12 protein-coding genes and 1 pseudogene are annotated in these 16000 nt (G+C 72.0%); 9 read left to right on the forward strand and 4 right to left on the reverse strand.

The window, feature by feature from the left end:
- Positions 1 to 19: 19 nt before the first annotated feature.
- Both FB157_RS45340 and FB157_RS45345 read right to left on the reverse strand, forming a co-directional pair.
- Positions 20 to 1267, reverse strand: a complete 1248-nt coding sequence (locus FB157_RS45340; RefSeq protein ID WP_186581982.1) for an Ig-like domain-containing protein — start codon at positions 1265 to 1267, stop codon at positions 20 to 22.
- A 157-nt stretch (positions 1268 to 1424) separates the two neighbouring features.
- A complete protein-coding gene (locus FB157_RS45345) occupies positions 1425 to 2648 on the reverse strand; it encodes an Ig-like domain-containing protein (RefSeq protein ID WP_145887428.1) in 1224 nt (407 codons plus the stop codon).
- Between the two features lie 246 nt (positions 2649 to 2894).
- Between FB157_RS45345 and glgX the strand changes: the two genes are divergently transcribed.
- The 5 genes and pseudogenes from glgX to FB157_RS45370 all read left to right on the forward strand — a co-directional run bounded on the left by glgX (position 2895) and on the right by FB157_RS45370 (position 8427).
- Positions 2895 to 5141 carry a glycogen debranching protein GlgX gene (gene glgX / locus FB157_RS45350; protein WP_186581983.1) on the forward strand — a complete coding sequence of 749 codons (2247 nt, stop codon included), beginning with the start codon at positions 2895 to 2897 and terminating at the stop codon, positions 5139 to 5141.
- Positions 5142 to 5253: 112 nt separating this feature from the next.
- On the forward strand, positions 5254 to 5760 hold the full coding sequence (locus FB157_RS45355) for a SigE family RNA polymerase sigma factor (protein WP_145887429.1): 507 nt from the start codon (positions 5254 to 5256) through the stop codon (positions 5758 to 5760).
- 11 nt (positions 5761 to 5771) lie between these two features.
- Positions 5772 to 6296: a hypothetical protein gene (locus FB157_RS45360; protein ID WP_145887431.1), complete on the forward strand. Its 525-nt coding sequence runs from the start codon at positions 5772 to 5774 to the stop codon at positions 6294 to 6296.
- Between the two features lie 122 nt (positions 6297 to 6418).
- A pseudogene (locus tag FB157_RS45365) lies at positions 6419 to 7159 on the forward strand (dolichyl-phosphate beta-glucosyltransferase); the annotation flags it as partial.
- Between the two features lie 23 nt (positions 7160 to 7182).
- Positions 7183 to 8427 carry a glycosyltransferase family 39 protein gene (locus FB157_RS45370; RefSeq protein ID WP_186581984.1) on the forward strand — a complete coding sequence of 415 codons (1245 nt, stop codon included), beginning with the start codon at positions 7183 to 7185 and terminating at the stop codon, positions 8425 to 8427.
- 15 nt (positions 8428 to 8442) lie between these two features.
- Here FB157_RS45370 and FB157_RS45375 read toward each other — a convergent pair whose 3' ends face one another.
- Both FB157_RS45375 and FB157_RS45380 read right to left on the reverse strand, forming a co-directional pair.
- A complete protein-coding gene (locus tag FB157_RS45375) occupies positions 8443 to 10311 on the reverse strand; it encodes an ABC transporter ATP-binding protein (protein WP_145887433.1) in 1869 nt (622 codons plus the stop codon).
- Positions 10308 to 12179 (reverse strand): ABC transporter ATP-binding protein, encoded by a 1872-nt coding sequence (locus FB157_RS45380; RefSeq protein WP_145887435.1) that lies wholly within the window; start codon positions 12177 to 12179, stop codon positions 10308 to 10310. Before FB157_RS45380 ends, FB157_RS45375 begins: the two co-directional genes overlap by 4 nt.
- A gap of 257 nt (positions 12180 to 12436) precedes the next feature.
- On the opposite strand from FB157_RS45380, the gene FB157_RS45385 reads away from it, so the two are divergent.
- The 4 genes from FB157_RS45385 to FB157_RS45400 are packed head-to-tail and all read left to right on the forward strand — an operon-like array spanning position 12437 to position 15977.
- Positions 12437 to 13345, forward strand: a complete 909-nt coding sequence (locus FB157_RS45385; protein WP_145887437.1) for an ABC transporter ATP-binding protein — start codon at positions 12437 to 12439, stop codon at positions 13343 to 13345.
- Positions 13342 to 14076, forward strand: coding sequence for an ABC transporter permease (locus FB157_RS45390; protein WP_145887439.1), 735 nt, complete (start codon positions 13342 to 13344; stop codon positions 14074 to 14076). The genes FB157_RS45385 and FB157_RS45390 overlap by 4 nt, the downstream gene beginning before the upstream one ends.
- A 25-nt stretch (positions 14077 to 14101) precedes the next feature.
- Positions 14102 to 15352 (forward strand): sensor histidine kinase, encoded by a 1251-nt coding sequence (locus FB157_RS45395; protein ID WP_145887441.1) that lies wholly within the window; start codon positions 14102 to 14104, stop codon positions 15350 to 15352.
- Positions 15342 to 15977, forward strand: a complete 636-nt coding sequence (locus FB157_RS45400) for a response regulator transcription factor (protein ID WP_145887443.1) — start codon at positions 15342 to 15344, stop codon at positions 15975 to 15977. Before FB157_RS45395 ends, FB157_RS45400 begins: the two co-directional genes overlap by 11 nt.
- Positions 15978 to 16000 lie beyond the last annotated feature (23 nt).

Below are 16000 nucleotides of genomic sequence, written 5' to 3' on the forward strand. Positions count from 1 at the left end.
CCCGTGGCTCAGAGGGGGCTCACTTCTTCCAGTCGGCCCAGGACATGTTCCAGCCGTTGAGGCCGTTGGCCGGGTCCACCGTGCGGTCGTGGGAGTTCTTCACGATCACCACGTCGCCGCTCATCGAGTGGTTGAAGAACCAGGCCGCCGGCACGTTCTTGTCGTAGCCGCCGCGCACGTCACGCAGGCCCACGCAGCCGTGGCTCGCGTTGTAGTTGCCGAAGGCGTCGCCGCCCCAGTAGTTGCCGTGGATGAAGGTGCCGGAGTCGGTCAGGCGGATGGCGTGCGGGACGTCCTTGATGTCGTACTCGCCGCCGTAGCCCACGGTCTCGCCGTTCATACGCGTCACCGTGAGCTTCTCACGCATGACCATCTGGCCGTTCCACGTGTCGTAGCCGGGCTTGCCGGTGGTGACCGGGATGGTCTTGATGACCTTGCCGTCCTGGGTGACCTTCATCGTGTGCTTCTTGGCGTCCACGATGGAGACCTGGTTGCGGCCGATGGTGAACTTCACCGTCTTGTGCTGCTCGCCGTAGACGCCGTCGCGGCCCTCGACGCCGTCGAGGTTGAGGTCGACGGTGACCTTCGTGCCGGCCTTCCAGTACTTCTCGGGGCGGAAGTCCAGGCGGTCGTTGCCGAACCAGTGGCCCTCGACGTCGACGGCCGGCTCGGTCTTGATCCTGATGGCCTTCTCGACGTCGTCGGGGTTGGTGATGCCCCGGGTGAAGTGGACCGAGAACGGCATGCCCACGCCGACGGTGGAGCCGTCCTCGGGGGTGAAGGAGCCGACGAAGGTGCTCTGCGGAGTGAGCGTCGTGAAGCTGGAGTCCTCGGCGGCCTCGCGGCCCGCGGAGTCCTTGGCGACCGCGTGCACCGTGTACTTGGTGCCGGCGGCCAGATGGGTCGACGGCGTCCACGAGGCGCCGCCGCCGGCTATGACGCCGTCGACCTTCGTGCCCTTGGCGTCCTTGACGGTGACCTCGGTCAGCTTGCCCTCGCTGACGTTCACCTTCAGGGCGCCGCTGGTGTCGACGCCCGTGGCACCGGACTTGGGCGAGATGCTGACGGCGGCCGTCGACTGCTTGCCCTGCTGCGTGCTGGAGTCCTTGCCCTTCCCGTCACCGGAACCGGACCGGGCCCCGGACCCCGAGTCACCGCCGCCGCACGCGGTGAGGGTCACGAGCAGGGCGCCGGCTATGAGCGCCAGCCCCTTACGGCCTCTCTCCCGGCTCCCCACCGACGCCCCCGAAACAGGCCGCACGTTCACTTGTTCTCCCCTCGCCGGGCCAGGTCAGGCCCGCTCCCCACCACACTTGGTGTGCGCATGTTAACCGCAGGGTTTTGAGCGAGGTGTCAGGTGAATGTCACCGTTCAGTCGCAAATTCAACCGGCCGCCCTCGCCCGCAACCCCGTCCCTCATCTGGTTACTTGACCGCGCTGCCCGCTTTCCACTCCTTCCAGCCCATGTTCCACCCTCCGAGACCGTTGTCGGGAGCGACTGTTTTGTCCTTGCTGTTGACGACCTCGATGACGTCACCGACCAGGCTGCGGTCGAAGAACCAGCCCGCCGGAGTGTCCGAACTGCCGCCTTTGACGTCCCTCAGCCCGACGCAGCCATGGCTGACGTTGACCCGGCCGGGGGCGTCCGGGGACCAGTAGTTGCCGTGCAGGAAGGTGCCGGAGTCGGTGAGCTTCATCGCGTGCGGGACGTCGGGGATGTCGTACTCGCCGCCGAAGCCGACCGTCCGGCTGTTCATGCGGGTGACCTCGAGCATCTCCATCACCACCATCTTCCCGTTGTAGGTGGTGGTCTCGGGTGCGCCCGCGGTGATGGGCACGTCGGCGAGCAGCTGACCGTCGCGCCGGACCTCCATCATGTGCTCGGCCGCGTCCACCAGGGAGACCTGGCTGCGGCCGACGGTGAAGGTGAACGTCTTGTCCTGCAGGCCGAAGGCGCCGGGCGCCCCTTCGACGTCCCTGAGGCCGAGGTCGACGGTGACCTCGGTGCCGGGCTTCCAGTAGCGCTCGGGCCGGAAGTCCAGGCGGTTGTTCCCGAACCAGTGCGGGCGGATCTCCACGGGCGGGTTCGCGGTGACCCGTACGGCCCGTTCGACGGCGGCGCGCTGGGTGATCTCCCGGCTGAAGGAGAGGGAGACGATCATTCCGGTGCCGACGGTGGAGCGGTTCTCGGGGGTGACGTAGCCGATGAACCGCTCCGCGGGGACGAGGGTGGTGAAGGTGGAGTGCCGGGCCGAGCGCCGGCCCTCGGCGTCCAGCGCGACCGCGTCCACGGTGTACTTGGCGGCGAGCGCCAGCCGTTTGTCGTCCGGTGCCCAGCTGAGCCCGTCGGCGCTGATGTGCCCGGGGACCGGGGAGTCCTGCGCGTCCTGGGACTTGACGACCTTCACCTTCTCCAGGCGCCCGTCGGGCACCCGCACCCGTAGCCGCTCCCCGGGTTTGACGGCCGTTCCGCCGTCGTCGGGGGTGACCCGGATGACGTCCCCGGAAGCCGGATGCTTGCCAAGGACCCGGTCGAAGTCCAGTCCGCCGGGGCTGCCCGAGGAGCAGCCGGCCAGCAGACCCGCCCATGTCAGTACGGCGGCCAGCGCGGCCCCCGCGCGCCGTGCGCGCCCTTTTACGTGCCTCACGTGGGACTCAACGACCGGGCACGCTCCGGGGAAACGTGAGTGCGACGCCAGGGCTGGGCAGAACAGTGGGGAGGACGACGGGGAGCCTCCCCCCGGAGGGGGTACCCCAGCCCGCGTCGGAGCCGTCGGGGCGCAGCCGTACCGGGCGGCCGAGCGTGTCCTGGGCCGGAAGGGTCCGGGCACGCCCGGCCCTTCGGCGCGGCCGGCTGCGCCCCGGGGGCGAGCCACTGAAAGAGGGGCCGACTGGTGACGAGCGCAGCCGAGCAGCGGGCACTGGCCGAGGGGCGGGCCGCCGAGAGCGGGCACCCGGCGGCCCTGGTGGACGGCGTCCGTCGCGCCCTGCCGGCCGCCCCGCCCGCGTGGCCGGGTGCGCCGACTCCGCTGGGGGCCCGGTTCCGGGTGGGCCCGGACGGGGTCGCGGGCACCAACTTCGCGCTGTGGGCGGGCGGGGCGGAGGCGGTGCGGCTGTGTCTGTTCGACGAGCGGGGCCGGGAGACGCAGATCCCGCTGACCGAACTGACGCACGAGATCTGGCACGGCTTCGTCCCGGGCGTGATGCCGGGGCAGCGCTACGGCTATCGCGTCGGCGGCCGCTGGGACCCGTGGACCGGCGCCCGCTGGAACCCGGCCAAGCTGCTGCTGGACCCGTACGCGCGGGCGGTGGACGGCGAGTTCGGGCTGCCGCCCGAGGTGTACGGGCACGTCCGGGACTGGCCGGAGCAGCATGTCGCCGACACCGTGCGCGACGACCGGGACTCGGCGCCGTACGTCCCCAAGGGCGTCGTGGTCCACGATGACGACGACTGGGCCGACGACCGCCGCCCCAAGACACCGTGGGCGGACTCGGTGATCTACGAGCTGCACGTGCGCGGCTTCACCAAGCTGCATCCCGGCATTCCCGAGGAACTGCGCGGCACCTACGCGGGTCTGGCGCACCCGGCCGCGATCGAGCACCTGGTGAAGCTGGGGGTCACGGCCGTGGAGCTGCTCCCCGTGCACCAGTTCGCCCACGAGGACCACCTGCTGCGCCGCGGCCTGAAGAACTACTGGGGCTACAACTCCATCGGCTACTTCGCCCCGCACGCGGCCTACGCGGCCTCCGGTACGACGGGCCAGCAGGTCGGCGAGTTCAAGCGGATGGTCCGCGCGCTGCACGCGGCCGGCATCGAGGTCGTCCTCGACGTGGTCTACAACCACACCGCCGAGGCGGGCGAGCTGGGCCCCACGCTCTCCCTGAAGGGCATCGACAACCGCGGCTACTACCGCCTCCAGGACGACGCCCGCCGGTTCGCCGACTACACCGGCTGCGGCAACACCCTGCACGTGGTCCAGCCCCAGGTCCTGCGGCTGATCACGGACTCGCTGCGCTACTGGGTGACGGAGATGGGCGTGGACGGCTTCCGCTTCGACCTGGCGGCGGCCCTGGCCCGCTCGATGCACGACGTCGACATGCTGTCGCCCTTTCTGGCCGTCATCGCCCAGGACCCCGTGCTGCGCCGGGTCAAGCTCATCGCCGAGCCGTGGGACATCGGCTCGGGCGGCTACCAGGTGGGCGCGTTCCCGCCGCTGTGGACGGAGTGGAACGACCGCTACCGCAACGCCGTACGCGACTTCTGGCGTCACGCCCTGCCCGACGTACGGGAGATGGGCTACCGGCTGTCCGGCTCCAGCGACCTCTACGCCTGGGGCGGCCGCCGGCCGTACGCCTCGGTCAACTTCGTCACCGCGCACGACGGTTTCACCCTGCGCGACCTGGTGTCGTACGAGACCAAGCACAACGAGGCGAACGGCGAGAACAACCGCGACGGCACCGACGACAACCGGTCCTGGAACGGCGGGACGGAGGGCGAGACGGACGACGAGCGGATAGGGGCCCTGCGGCGCAGGCAGCTCAGGAACCTCCTGACGACCCTGCTGCTGTCCACCGGCGTGCCCATGCTGGTCGCCGGCGACGAACTGGGCCGCACCCAGCACGGCAACAACAACGCCTACTGCCAGGACAACGAGATCAGCTGGCTGGACTGGTCTTTGCTGGACGACCCGGCCTGGCGCCCCCTGTTCGACCTGACCTCCCGGCTGATCGCCCTGCGCCACCGGCATCCGGTGCTGCGCCGCCGTGCCTTCTTCTCCGGCCGTGCCCACTCGGCGGACGGCCTGCGCGACCTGGCCTGGTTCACCTCCCGGGGCGAGGAGATGACCGAGGGCGACTGGTACGCACCCGCCGCCACGCTTGGCATGTATCTGTCCGGACGGGACATCCCGGGCCGGGACGAGCGGGGCGCGCCGGTCCTGGACGACAGCTTCCTCACCGTGCTGCACGCGGGCGACCGGCCGACGGGCTTCGTCCTGCCGGGCGCGCCCTGGGCGGAGCGGTACGAGGTCGTCGTCGACACCTCGCGTGAGGAGCAGTCCGAAGCGCCGGGCACGGTCCACCCGGCCGGTACGGAGATCACGGTGCCGGCGCGGGCGGTGCTGCTGCTGCGGGTCGACTGACGCTGTGTGAGTCCTGTGCGTGACGCGGATCACGCCGGCCGGGTGCAGCGCGGGAGGGGGTCCAGGGCCTTTCCCCCTGTGGAGACAGTCGGCGAGAACGGGGACCACGGGAATGGAGCAGGCTCGGGCAGGTGAGTACGACGCGTTCGTGACGGCCCGCTGGTCGGTGTTGCTCCATCTCGCACGTCTGCTCACCGGAGGGGACCGGCATCGCGCCGAGGACCTGTTGCAGGAGTCCTTGGTCAAGTTGTGGTTCGTCTGGCCGAAGGTCGCCGACGAGGCGCCGGAGGCGTATGTGCGCAAGGTGCTGGCCCGGGCCGCGGCCCGCTCGGCCCGCCGGCGCTGGTGGGGCGAGCGGCCCGTCGAGGAGCTGCCCGAGGCCGCGGCGGCCGGCGACATGTCCGCGACCGTCGCCGAGCGCTCCCGGCTGGAGGAGGCGCTCGCCCAGCTGACGCCGCAGCAGCGGGCCGCCGTCGTCCTGCGCTACTACCAGGACCTGCCCGACCGGCAGGTCGCTCAGACCCTGGGCTGCCCGGTGGGCACGGCCCGGTCCCACGCCGCGCGCGGGGTGGCCCGGCTGCGCCGGCTCCTGGCCGACGTCATCGAGCCGGTGGGGTGAGGAAAGAAGCCATGGATCACTTCGAACGGCAGCTGACGCAGCTGATGCACAGCACCCAGGAACACAGCCCCTTCGAGGCCAGGAACCAGGACCGGCTGTACTCCGGCGTGCGCACCCGGCGCCGGGTACGGGCGGCACGCCGGGCCGCCGGGTCCGTGCTGGCGGTCGCGGGGCTCGGCCTCGGCCTGTTCCTGTGGCCGCACGCTCCGGCCACGGACCGGCCCAGCGCGCCCCACCCGCGGCCCGCCGTCAGCCCGTCGCCCACTCCGAGCACATCCCCCTCGCCGGACGACTCGCCGAGCCCGCCGCCCAGTTCGACGGCGACCACCGGGGGACCGAACCCCGGCGGAACCATGGAGACCTCCGTACCGCCCGCGACGTCGACGACCACCGCCCCGGCCTCCGGGCCGCCCACCGGCACGGCCACGGCGACCCCCCCGGAACGGGACTCGAACACCTCACCCCCGCCCACGGACACCGCGAGCCCGGACGACTCGTCGTACGCACCCTCCCAGGTGGCCGGCCCGACCGGCTGACGCGCCGCTCTCCTCCGTCACTTCACCGCCGCGCGCTCCCTCAGCGCGCCCCGCACTCAGGAACACAAGGTACCTACGTGATAAATCTCCGCCCGCGTCGGGCCACACCGTCGAGGACTCCGCTGCCCCGGCGCGCCCCTCTGCCGACCGATCCCGAGGAGCCCGTCCTGGACCTGGCCGTGCCGGTGTTCAACGAGGAGAAGGACCTGGAGCCGAACGTCCGGCGGCTGCACGCGCACCTGCGGGACACGTTCCCCTACCCGTTCCGGATCACCGTCGCCGACAACGCCAGCACCGACCGCACCCCGCACATCGCGGCCCGGCTCGTGGCGGAGCTGGCCGAGGTGGAGTGCATACGGCTGCCCGAGAAGGGGCGCGGGCGGGCGCTGCGCGCGGCCTGGTCGGGCTCGCGGGCGCCCGTGCTGGCGTACACCGACGTGGACCTGTCCACCGGGCTCGCGGCGCTGCTGCCGCTGGTCGCACCGCTCATCTCGGGCCACTCCGAGCTGGCCATCGGCACCCGCCTCGCACCCGGTGCCCGGGTGGTGCGCGGTCCCAAACGGGAGGTCATCTCCCGCTGCTACAACGTCCTGCTGCGCTGCACGCTCTCCGTCGGCTTCTCCGACGCGCAGTGCGGGTTCAAGGCGGTGCGGCGCGATGTCGCCGAGCGGCTGCTGCCGCTGGTGCGGGACGGCGAGTGGTTCTTCGACACCGAACTGCTGGTGCTCGCCGAGCGGGCGGGCCTCAGGATCCACGAGGTGCCGGTGGACTGGGTGGACGATCCCGACAGCCGGGTCGACATCCTCGCCACCGCGCTGGCCGACCTGCGCGGGATCGCCCGGATGCGCCGCGCGCCGGGCCGCCGCCGTACTGGATCGAGCGCCGCATGACCATGACCCTGGACCACATACCCGCGCCGGCCGCGGCCCGCCCGCCCGGCCTCCGCGAGCGCCTGCGGGCCGCCGTCCGCCACCACGGGCCGGTCCTCGCCTTCTACGGTGCCCTGAAGCTGGCCGGCTTCTGTTCCTTCATGTACCTGCTGGACTCGGCCGGTGACTTCCGCACCAAGCACCCGCGCTTCGGCGGCGGAGCGCACACCTGGGACGTCCTGGCCACCTGGGACGGCTGGTGGTACCAGCAGATCGCGCTGCACGGCTACGACCCGAAGCTCGTCCACATCCCCGGCGCCACCGGTCTGATCACCCTGGAGGGCAACTCGGCGGCGTTCTTCCCGCTGTACCCGGCGCTGATGCGGCTGACCTCGACGGTCACCGGCCTGGGCCCGTTCGGCTCCGGCCTCCTGGTCTCGGTCCTCGCCTCGTTCGTCGCGGCCCTCGGGATCTACGCGGTCGCCGACTGGTTCGGCGGCCGGCGGGCCGGACTGGCGGCCGCCGGGCTGTGGGCGGTCTGGCCCGGCTCCGGCGTGGAGTGGGCGGTCTACTCCGACTCCCTCTACGTCGCCCTCGCCGCCTGGGCCTGCTACGCCGTCATGACCCGCCGCTGGCTCACCGCCGGCGTCCTCACCTTCGCGGCAGGTCTCAACCGGCCCACGGCCGCCGCGCTGATCGCCGCGCTCGCCGTCGCCGCGCTGTGCGCAGTGCGCGACCGCCGCGACGGCGTTCTGCGCCCGCTGCTGGCCATGGCCGTGGCCCCGCTCGGCCTGCTCGGCTACCTCGGCTGGGTGGGCCACCGGATGGGCGACTACGGCGGCTACTTCAAGCTCCAGTCGGGCGCGTGGGCGCACAGCTTCGACTACGGCAAGCAGACCTTCGACGTCCTGACGTCCGTCCCCGTGGGCCACTTCACGTACCTGTCCGCCTGGCCCTTCGCCGACGTGATCGGGGTCGGGGTCGTCCTGCTGGCGTTCGCCCTGCTCCCCCTGCTGCTGCGGCTGCGCCCGCCGGCGGTGCTGGTCGTCCACACCGTGCTCACCCTCGCACTGGTCCTGGGCAGCCAGCAGATCTTCGCCAACGTCTCCCGCTATCTGCTCCCCTGCTTCCCCCTGTTCGTCCCCCTCGCCGTCGCCATGCGCCGCCTCGGCGTGCGCACTCAGTGCACCCTGTTCGGCATCGCCGCCCTGGCCTCCGGCTCGTACGCGGGGTACGCGCTGTTCGAACTCGGGGTGCCGTAGGGTCCGGACCGGCGGCTACGCCAGGCTGTCCCGCCAGGCCCGGTGCAGGTCCGCGAACCTGCCCGTGCCCGCGATGAGTTCGTCCGGCCGCCCGTCCTCGACGATGCGGCCGTGTTCCATGACCAGGACGCGGTCGGCGATCTCCACGGTGGAGAGGCGGTGGGCGATCACCACGGCGGTACGGCCCCGCAGGACCGTCGACATCGCCCGCTGGACGGCCCGTTCGCCCGGGACGTCCAGGGAGCTGGTGGCCTCGTCCAGGATCAGGACCGCCGGGTCGGCGAGCAACGCGCGCGCGAAGGAGACCAGCTGGCGCTGGCCGGCCGAGATGCGGCCGCCGCGCTTGCGTACGTCGGTGTCGTACCCGTCGGGCAGTGCGCTGATGAACTCGTGCGCGCCGATCGCCTTCGCGGCCCGCTCGATCTCCTCGCGGGTGGCGTCGGGCCGGCCGATGGCTATGTTGTCCGCGACCGTGCCGGAGAACAGGAAGGCCTCCTGGGTCACCATGACCACCCCGCGCCGCAGCTCGGGCACGGCCAGCTCGCGCAGGTCGACGCCGTCCAGCAGCACCCGGCCGTCGGAGGGGTCGTAGAAACGCGCGAGCAGCTTGGCCAGGGTCGACTTGCCCGCCCCGGTGGAGCCGACCACGGCGACGGTCTGCCCGGCCGGGAGGGTCAGATCGAAGCGGGGCAGCACCACGCCGCCGGTGCGGTAGGCGAAGCGGACCCCGTCGAAGACGACCTCGCGACCCGGGAACTCGCTCTTCGGAGACGGGAGTTCACGGGGCGCCGAGGGCTCCGGCACGGTGGGCGTCTGCGCGAGCAGCCCGGCGATCTTCTCCAGGGAGGCCGCCGCCGACTGGTAGGAGTTCAGGAACATGCCGAGCCGGTCGATCGGGTCGTACAGCCGCCGCAGATACAGCACCGCCGCCGCCAGCACACCCAGCGCCAGCGAGCCGGACGCCACCCGGTAGGCACCCCACAGGACGATCGCGGCGACCGCCGTGTTGGCCACCAGGCGGGATCCGACCACGTACCGGGCCATCTCCAGCAGGGCGTCCCCGTTCGTCCGCTCGTGCCGCCTGTTGAGGACGGCGAACTCGGCGTCGTTCGCGGCCTCCCGGCGGAACGCGCGCACCGGGCGGATGCCGTTCATCGTCTCCACGAACTTCACGATCACCGCCGCGATCGCCGTGGAGCGCGCGCGGTACACCCGCCCCGCGCGCCGCCGGTAGACCCGGACGAGCACGTACAGCGGCACGAAGGAGGCCACCGCGACCGCGCCGAGGCCGAGGTCCAGCCACAGCAGCATCGCCGAGATGTAGACGAAGGACAGCACGACGGTCACCAGCTCCTGGAGCCCCTCGTTGAGGAGTTCGCGCAGCGACTCGACGTCCGTCGTGGAGCGGGAGATCAGCCGTCCCGAGGTGTACCGCTCGTGGAAGTCGACGCTCAGCGCCTGCGCGTGCCGGAAGATCCGCCCGCGCAGGTCCAGCAGCACGTCCTGGCTCACCCGGGTGGACGCCTCGATGAACGCGAACTGCAGCCCTCCGGAGAGCAGCGCGCACAGCAGATAGCCGACGGCGACCGCGATCAGCGGACCGTGGTCGTGGTCCCGGAACGCCGGTACGGCGGTGTCGAGGGCGTACGCCACCAGCAGTGGGCCCGCCTGCACCGCCGCCTGCTGCAGCAGCAGGAGGACGGTGGTGAAGGCGACCCGGGCCCTCATGGGCGCGAGCAGCGAGCGCAGGAGGGAGGCCGTTGCCCCGGGCGGAGTGGGCAGGACGTCCTGGTCGAAGGGATCGCCTGCGCCGCCGGTGCCCTCGGGGCGGGGGAGTTCGTCGTCGTTGTCCGTGGCGGGGGCGGCGGTCGTGGTGGTGGTCATCGGAGGTCCCCTCGTTCCCCTTCTCGGCCTTGCTCGCCTTGTTCGCCTTGTTCGCCTTGTTCGCCTTGTTCGCCTTGTTCGCCTTGTTCGCCTTGTTCGCCGGACATCAGGTGTGCGTACTCGGCGTTGGTGCGCAGCAGTTCCTGGTGCGTGCCGACGGCGGTGATCCGGCCGCCCGACAGCAGGGCGACCCGGTCGGCGAGCAGCACCGTGGACGGGCGGTGGGCCACGATCAGCGCCGTGGTGTCCGCCAGGACGTGCCGCAGCGCGGCCTCCACGGCGGCCTCCGTGTGCACGTCCAGGGCGGACAGCGGGTCGTCCAGCACGAGGAACTCCGGCCGGCCGACGACCGCGCGGGCCAGCGCGAGACGCTGGCGCTGACCGCCGGACAGGCTCAGGCCCTGCTCGCCGACCTGGGTGCCGGTGCCCTGCGGGAGCGCGTGCGCGAACTCGGCCTGCGCCACGGCGAGGGCGCGGTCGAGGTCCGCCTCCGAGGCGTCGTCCCCGGCCCCCATGAGCACGTTCTCGCCGACGCTGGCCGAGAACAGGGTCGGCTCCTCGAAGGCCACGGCGACCTTGGCGCGCAGCTCCTCGCGGGACATCGCGGTGATGTCGACCCCGTCCAGGGTGATGTGCCCGGAGGTCAGCTCGTGCAGGCGGGGGACGAGGGCGGTGAGCGTCGTCTTTCCGCTGCCGGTGGCTCCGACCAGGGCCATGGACTCGCCGGGGCGGATCCGCAGGTCGATGCGGTCGAGCAGGGGTGGGGAGTCCGGGGGCGCGTCCGGGTAGCGGAACCGGACGTTCTCGAAGCGCAGTCCGCGCGCAGCGGCACCTCGCGGCGCCGAGTCGCGCGAGCCGCCCCCGGCCGACCCGTCCTCCGGCTCCTCGTCCATCACCTCGAAGTACCGCTCGGTCGCCGTCGCCGCCTCCTGGCTCATCGCCAGCAGGAAGCCGATCGAGTCCACCGGCCACCGCAGCGCGAGTGCCGTGCTCAGGAAGGCGACCAGCGTGCCCGCGGACAGCTGCCCGTCGGCCACCCGGACCGCGCCCAGCACCAGCGCCGCCCCGATCGCCACCTCGGGAAGCGTCACGATGACACCCCAGATGGTCGCGAGCAGCCGCGCCTTGCGCAGCTCCGTGCCGCGCAGCGTGCCCGCCAGCTCCCGGAACGCCCGTGCCTGGCTGCGGTGCCGGCCGAAGCCCTTGATGATGCGGATGCCGAGCACGCTCTCCTCGACCACCGTCGTCAGGTCCCCGACCTGGTCCTGGGCGCGCCGCGCCACCTCGGCGTAGCGCCGCTCGAAGACCACGCAGGTCCACATGACCGGCACGGCCGGCCCGAGGATGACCAGCCCGAGCACCCAGTCCTGCATCAGCATGATCACCACGCCGATGAGGATCGTCACCCCGTTGACCAGCAGGAAGGTCAGCGGGAAGGCGAGGAACATGCGCAGCAGCATCAGGTCGGTGGTGCCCCGGGAGAGCAACTGGCCGGACGCCCAGCGGTCGTGGAAGGACACGGGCAGCCGCTGCAGACGGCCGTACAGGCCCGCCCGCATCTCCGCCTCGACGTGCGACAGCGGCCGGGCCACCAGCCAGCGCCGTATGCCGAACAGGACGGCCTCGGCGACGCCGAGCAGCAGCAGGTACAGCGCACCGAGCCACACCCCGGCCGGGTCGCGGTCGGCGACCGGTCCGTCCACCAGCCACTTCAGTACGAGCGGGATCACCAGTCCGGTACAGGAGGCGACGACCGCGACGACCGCGGCCGTGAACAGCCGGGCCCGCACGGGGCGGACATACGGCCACAGCCGCAGAAGGGTGCGTACGGCGGAGCGGTCCTCGGTGGTTGCACGTGTCGTGGGCATCATCGCGAGCCTACGGATCCGCACTGACATCGCCCACCGAGTTTTGGCCCGACCCGCATCCGTCCCTGGTCCTACGACCTGGGGGTTCCCCTTGCTGGAGCGAGGCCGGGAGCTCGGGGGGAGTGTTCGAGGAGTCGTACAAGGGAGTCGAGGAGCCGCGGGCAGGGGGTCGTAGTCCGCCGTCAACCGATCGGTTGATGCCGCGTCGAGCGCGACGGCCGATGTGCCGGACCCCGCCCGCACGGGACTCTCGACGCATGCCACCCGTCATCGAAGTCACCGATCTGCGCAAGTCCTACGGCGGCCGCCCCGTCGTGGACGGCGTCTCCTTCGCCGTCGAGGAGGGCGAGATCTTCGGCATCCTCGGCCCCAACGGCGCCGGCAAGACCACCACCGTCGAGTGCGTCGAGGGGCTGCGCGTCCCGGACACCGGCCGCGTCCGGGTCACCGGCCTGGACCCCGTCGCCGACCACGAGCAGGTCGCGAAGGTCCTCGGCGCCCAGCTCCAGCAGAGCGAACTCCAGCCCAAACTCACCGTGCGGGAGGCGCTGGAGCTGTATGCGTCCTTCTACCCGCGCCCCGCCGACTGGCGGACGCTGGCCGAGCGGCTTGGGCTGGCCCCGAAGTCGGACACCCGCTTCGGCAAGCTCTCCGGAGGCCAGCAACAGCGCCTGTTCATCGCACTGGCCCTGATCGGCAACCCCCGTGTCGTGGTGCTGGACGAGCTGACCACCGGCCTCGACCCGCGGGCCCGCCGCGACACCTGGCAGCTCATCGAGGACGTCCGCGCGAGCGGGGTCACCGTGCTGCTCGTCACCCACTTCATGGAGGAGGCGCAGCGGTTGTGCGACCGGGTCGCGGTGATCGACAAGGGCCGTGTCGCGGCGCTGGACACACCGGCCGGGCTGATCCGCCGCTCGGCGGGCGCGACCGTCATCAGCTTCACCCCGTCCGCCCCGCTGGACGAGCGTGAGCTGGCCGCCCTGCCGGCGCTCGCGTCGTGCGAGCACCGGGACGGCCGGATCACCCTCTCCGGCACCGACGAGACCGTCAACGCCGTCATCACCCTGCTCGCCCGCCACCGCGTCACCGCTCATCAGCTGCGGGTCCTCGACGCCACCCTCGACGACGCGTTCCTCGACCTGACGAAGGAGGCCACGGCATGAACACCGCCGTCCTGCGCACCGAGTTCCGTCTGTTCCGCCGGGAACCCGGCGCCGTCTTCTGGATCTTCCTGTTCCCGACGCTGCTCCTGGTCGTCCTCGGCTCGATCCCGTCGTTCCGGGAGGCCGACAAGTCCCTGGGCGGGCTGCGGCCCGTCGACGCCTACGTCCCCATCGCCGTCCTGATCGCCCTGATCATGTCCGGGGTGCAGTCGCTCCCCCAGGCACTGACCGGTCACCGGGAGCGCGGCATCCTGCGCCGGATGCGGCTCACACCGGTACGGCCCTCCGCCCTGCTGTCGGCGCAGATGGTCGTGCAGGGCACGGTGGCGCTGGCCTCGGCGCTGCTCGCGCTCGTGGTCGGCCGACTGGCCTTCGGCGTACGGCTGCCCGAGCAGCCTGCCGGATATCTGCTGGCCCTGCTGCTCGCCGCCGGGGCGGCTCTCGCCCTCGGCTCCGTCGTTTCGGCGCTGTCCCGCACCACGAAGATCGCGAGCGCGATCGGCTCGGCGGTGTTCTTCCCGATGATGTTCTGCGCGGGTCTGTGGCTGCCGGTGCAGGCGATGCCGCACACGCTGGCGCGGGTGGTGCAGCTGACCCCGTTCGGCGCGGCGGCCCGCGCCCTGGGCGAGGCGGCGGCCGGGCACTGGCCCGGGTGGGGGCACCTGGGCGTGCTCGCGGCCTGGACGCTGCTGCTGACGGCGGCGGCCGCGCGTTGGTTCCGCTGGGAGTGAGCGAGCCGTGCCGGACACTGGTGCCATGACGACCACCGCCCGACAGCAGCCCCGGGCCTCCTTCGACGCCTGGGGCCCCTGGGCGCTGCTGGCCGCCGGTGTCGTCGCGGGGACGATCTCCGCCCGCCTCACCGGCATGGACCGTTCCGAACTGGTCGTCACGGGAGTGCTCGTGGCCGCGAGCGTCGTGCTGCAGGCGGTCTGGGGAAGGGCGAGACGGAGGCGCCCGGGTCCGAACCGCGCCGACGCCGGCCTCTACCTGCTGCGCTGGGCCATCGGCTTCGTACTGACCTGGATCAACCCGTTCTTCGCCTTCTACGCCGTGACCGGCTACTACACCGCCGTCCGTGAGCTGCCCCGCCGCCTGGTGATGCCCGGTCTCTTCCTGACCGCCGTCACCATGTCCGGCAGCGAGATCGGCGGTATGCCGCCGCACGGACTGGTCCTGTGGCTCGGCTTCTTCCTGGTCCTGGGCGTCAACGTCGGCATGGTCAGTGTGTTCACCCGGTACGCCCTGCAGGAGCAGGCCCGGTCCGACGTCCAGAGCGACACCATCGCCGAACTGGAGCGCACCAACGCGGCGCTGCAGCAGGCCCTCGACGAGAACGCCGCCCTGCACGCCCAACTCCTCGTCCAGGCACGGGAGGCCGGGGTCGCCGACGAACGCCGCCGGCTCGCCGCCGAGATCCACGACACCCTCGCCCAGGGGCTGACCGGCATCATCGCCCAGCTCCAGGTCGTGGCGAACGCACCCGACCTGGCCGTCGCCCGCACCCATCTCGAACGCGCCTCCGCACTAGCCCGGCACAGCCTCGGCGAGGCCCGCCGCTCGGTGCACAATCTGGCCCCGGTGGCGCTGGAGCACGACGGCCTGCCGGAGGCGCTGAAGAAGACCGTCGCCGAATGGAGCGAACGGGTCTCCATACGTGCCGAGTTCACGGTCACGGGCACCGCGGAGCAACTGCACGAGGAGGTCGCGGCCACGCTCCTGCGCATCGCCCAGGAAGCCCTGTCCAACGCGTCCCGCCACGCGCACGCCACCCGCGTCGGCGTCACCCTCTCCTTCCTGGGCGACGAGGTCATCCTGGACATCCGCGACGACGGCCGCGGCTTCGACCCGCTCGCCGCCCCCGAACGCACCCGCTCCGGCGGCTTCGGCCTCGACGGCATGCGCGCCCGCGCCGAACGCATCGCCGGCGCCCTGGCGGTGGAGTCCGAGCCCGGCCACGGCACGGCGCTGTCGGCTCGCGTACCGTTGGTCCGCCATGACCAGTGAACCGGGTATCTCTCTGCTGATCGTCGACGACCATCCCGTCGTACGGGACGGCCTGCGCGGCATGTTCGAGTCCGCCCCCGGCTTCACCGTCCTCGGCGAGGCGGCCAACGGCGTCGAGGCCCTCGAGCGCGCCGCCGCACTCGACCCGGACGTCGTCCTCATGGACCTGCGGATGCCGGGCGGCGGCGGAGTCGACGCGATCGCCGAACTGACCCGGCGCGGCGCCCGCGCCAAGGTCCTCGTGCTGACGACGTACGACACCGACTCGGACACCCTCCCCGCGATCGAGGCGGGCGCCACCGGCTACCTCCTCAAGGACGCCCCGCGCGACGAGCTGTTCACCGCGGTCCGGGCGGCCGCGGAAGGCCGCACGGTCCTCTCCCCCGCCGTCGCCTCCCGCCTGGTCCACGCCGTCCGCTCCCCCGGCAACGAGCCCCTCTCCACCCGCGAACGCGAGGTCCTGACCCTGGTCGCCAAGGGCACCTCCAACCGCGAGATAGCCCGCGAACTGTTCATCAGCGAGGCGACGGTCAAGACCCATCTCACGCACCTGTACACCAAGTTGGGCGTGAAGGACCGGGCTGCGGCGGTGGCGGTGGCTTATGACCGGGGGATCCTGGGCTGAGCCTTTCGCTCGGGGCGCGGCCG

Origin of the sequence: Streptomyces sp. BK340, from assembly GCF_007827595.1 — a bacterium.
In the GTDB taxonomy this organism is placed as follows: domain Bacteria; phylum Actinomycetota; class Actinomycetes; order Streptomycetales; family Streptomycetaceae; genus Streptomyces.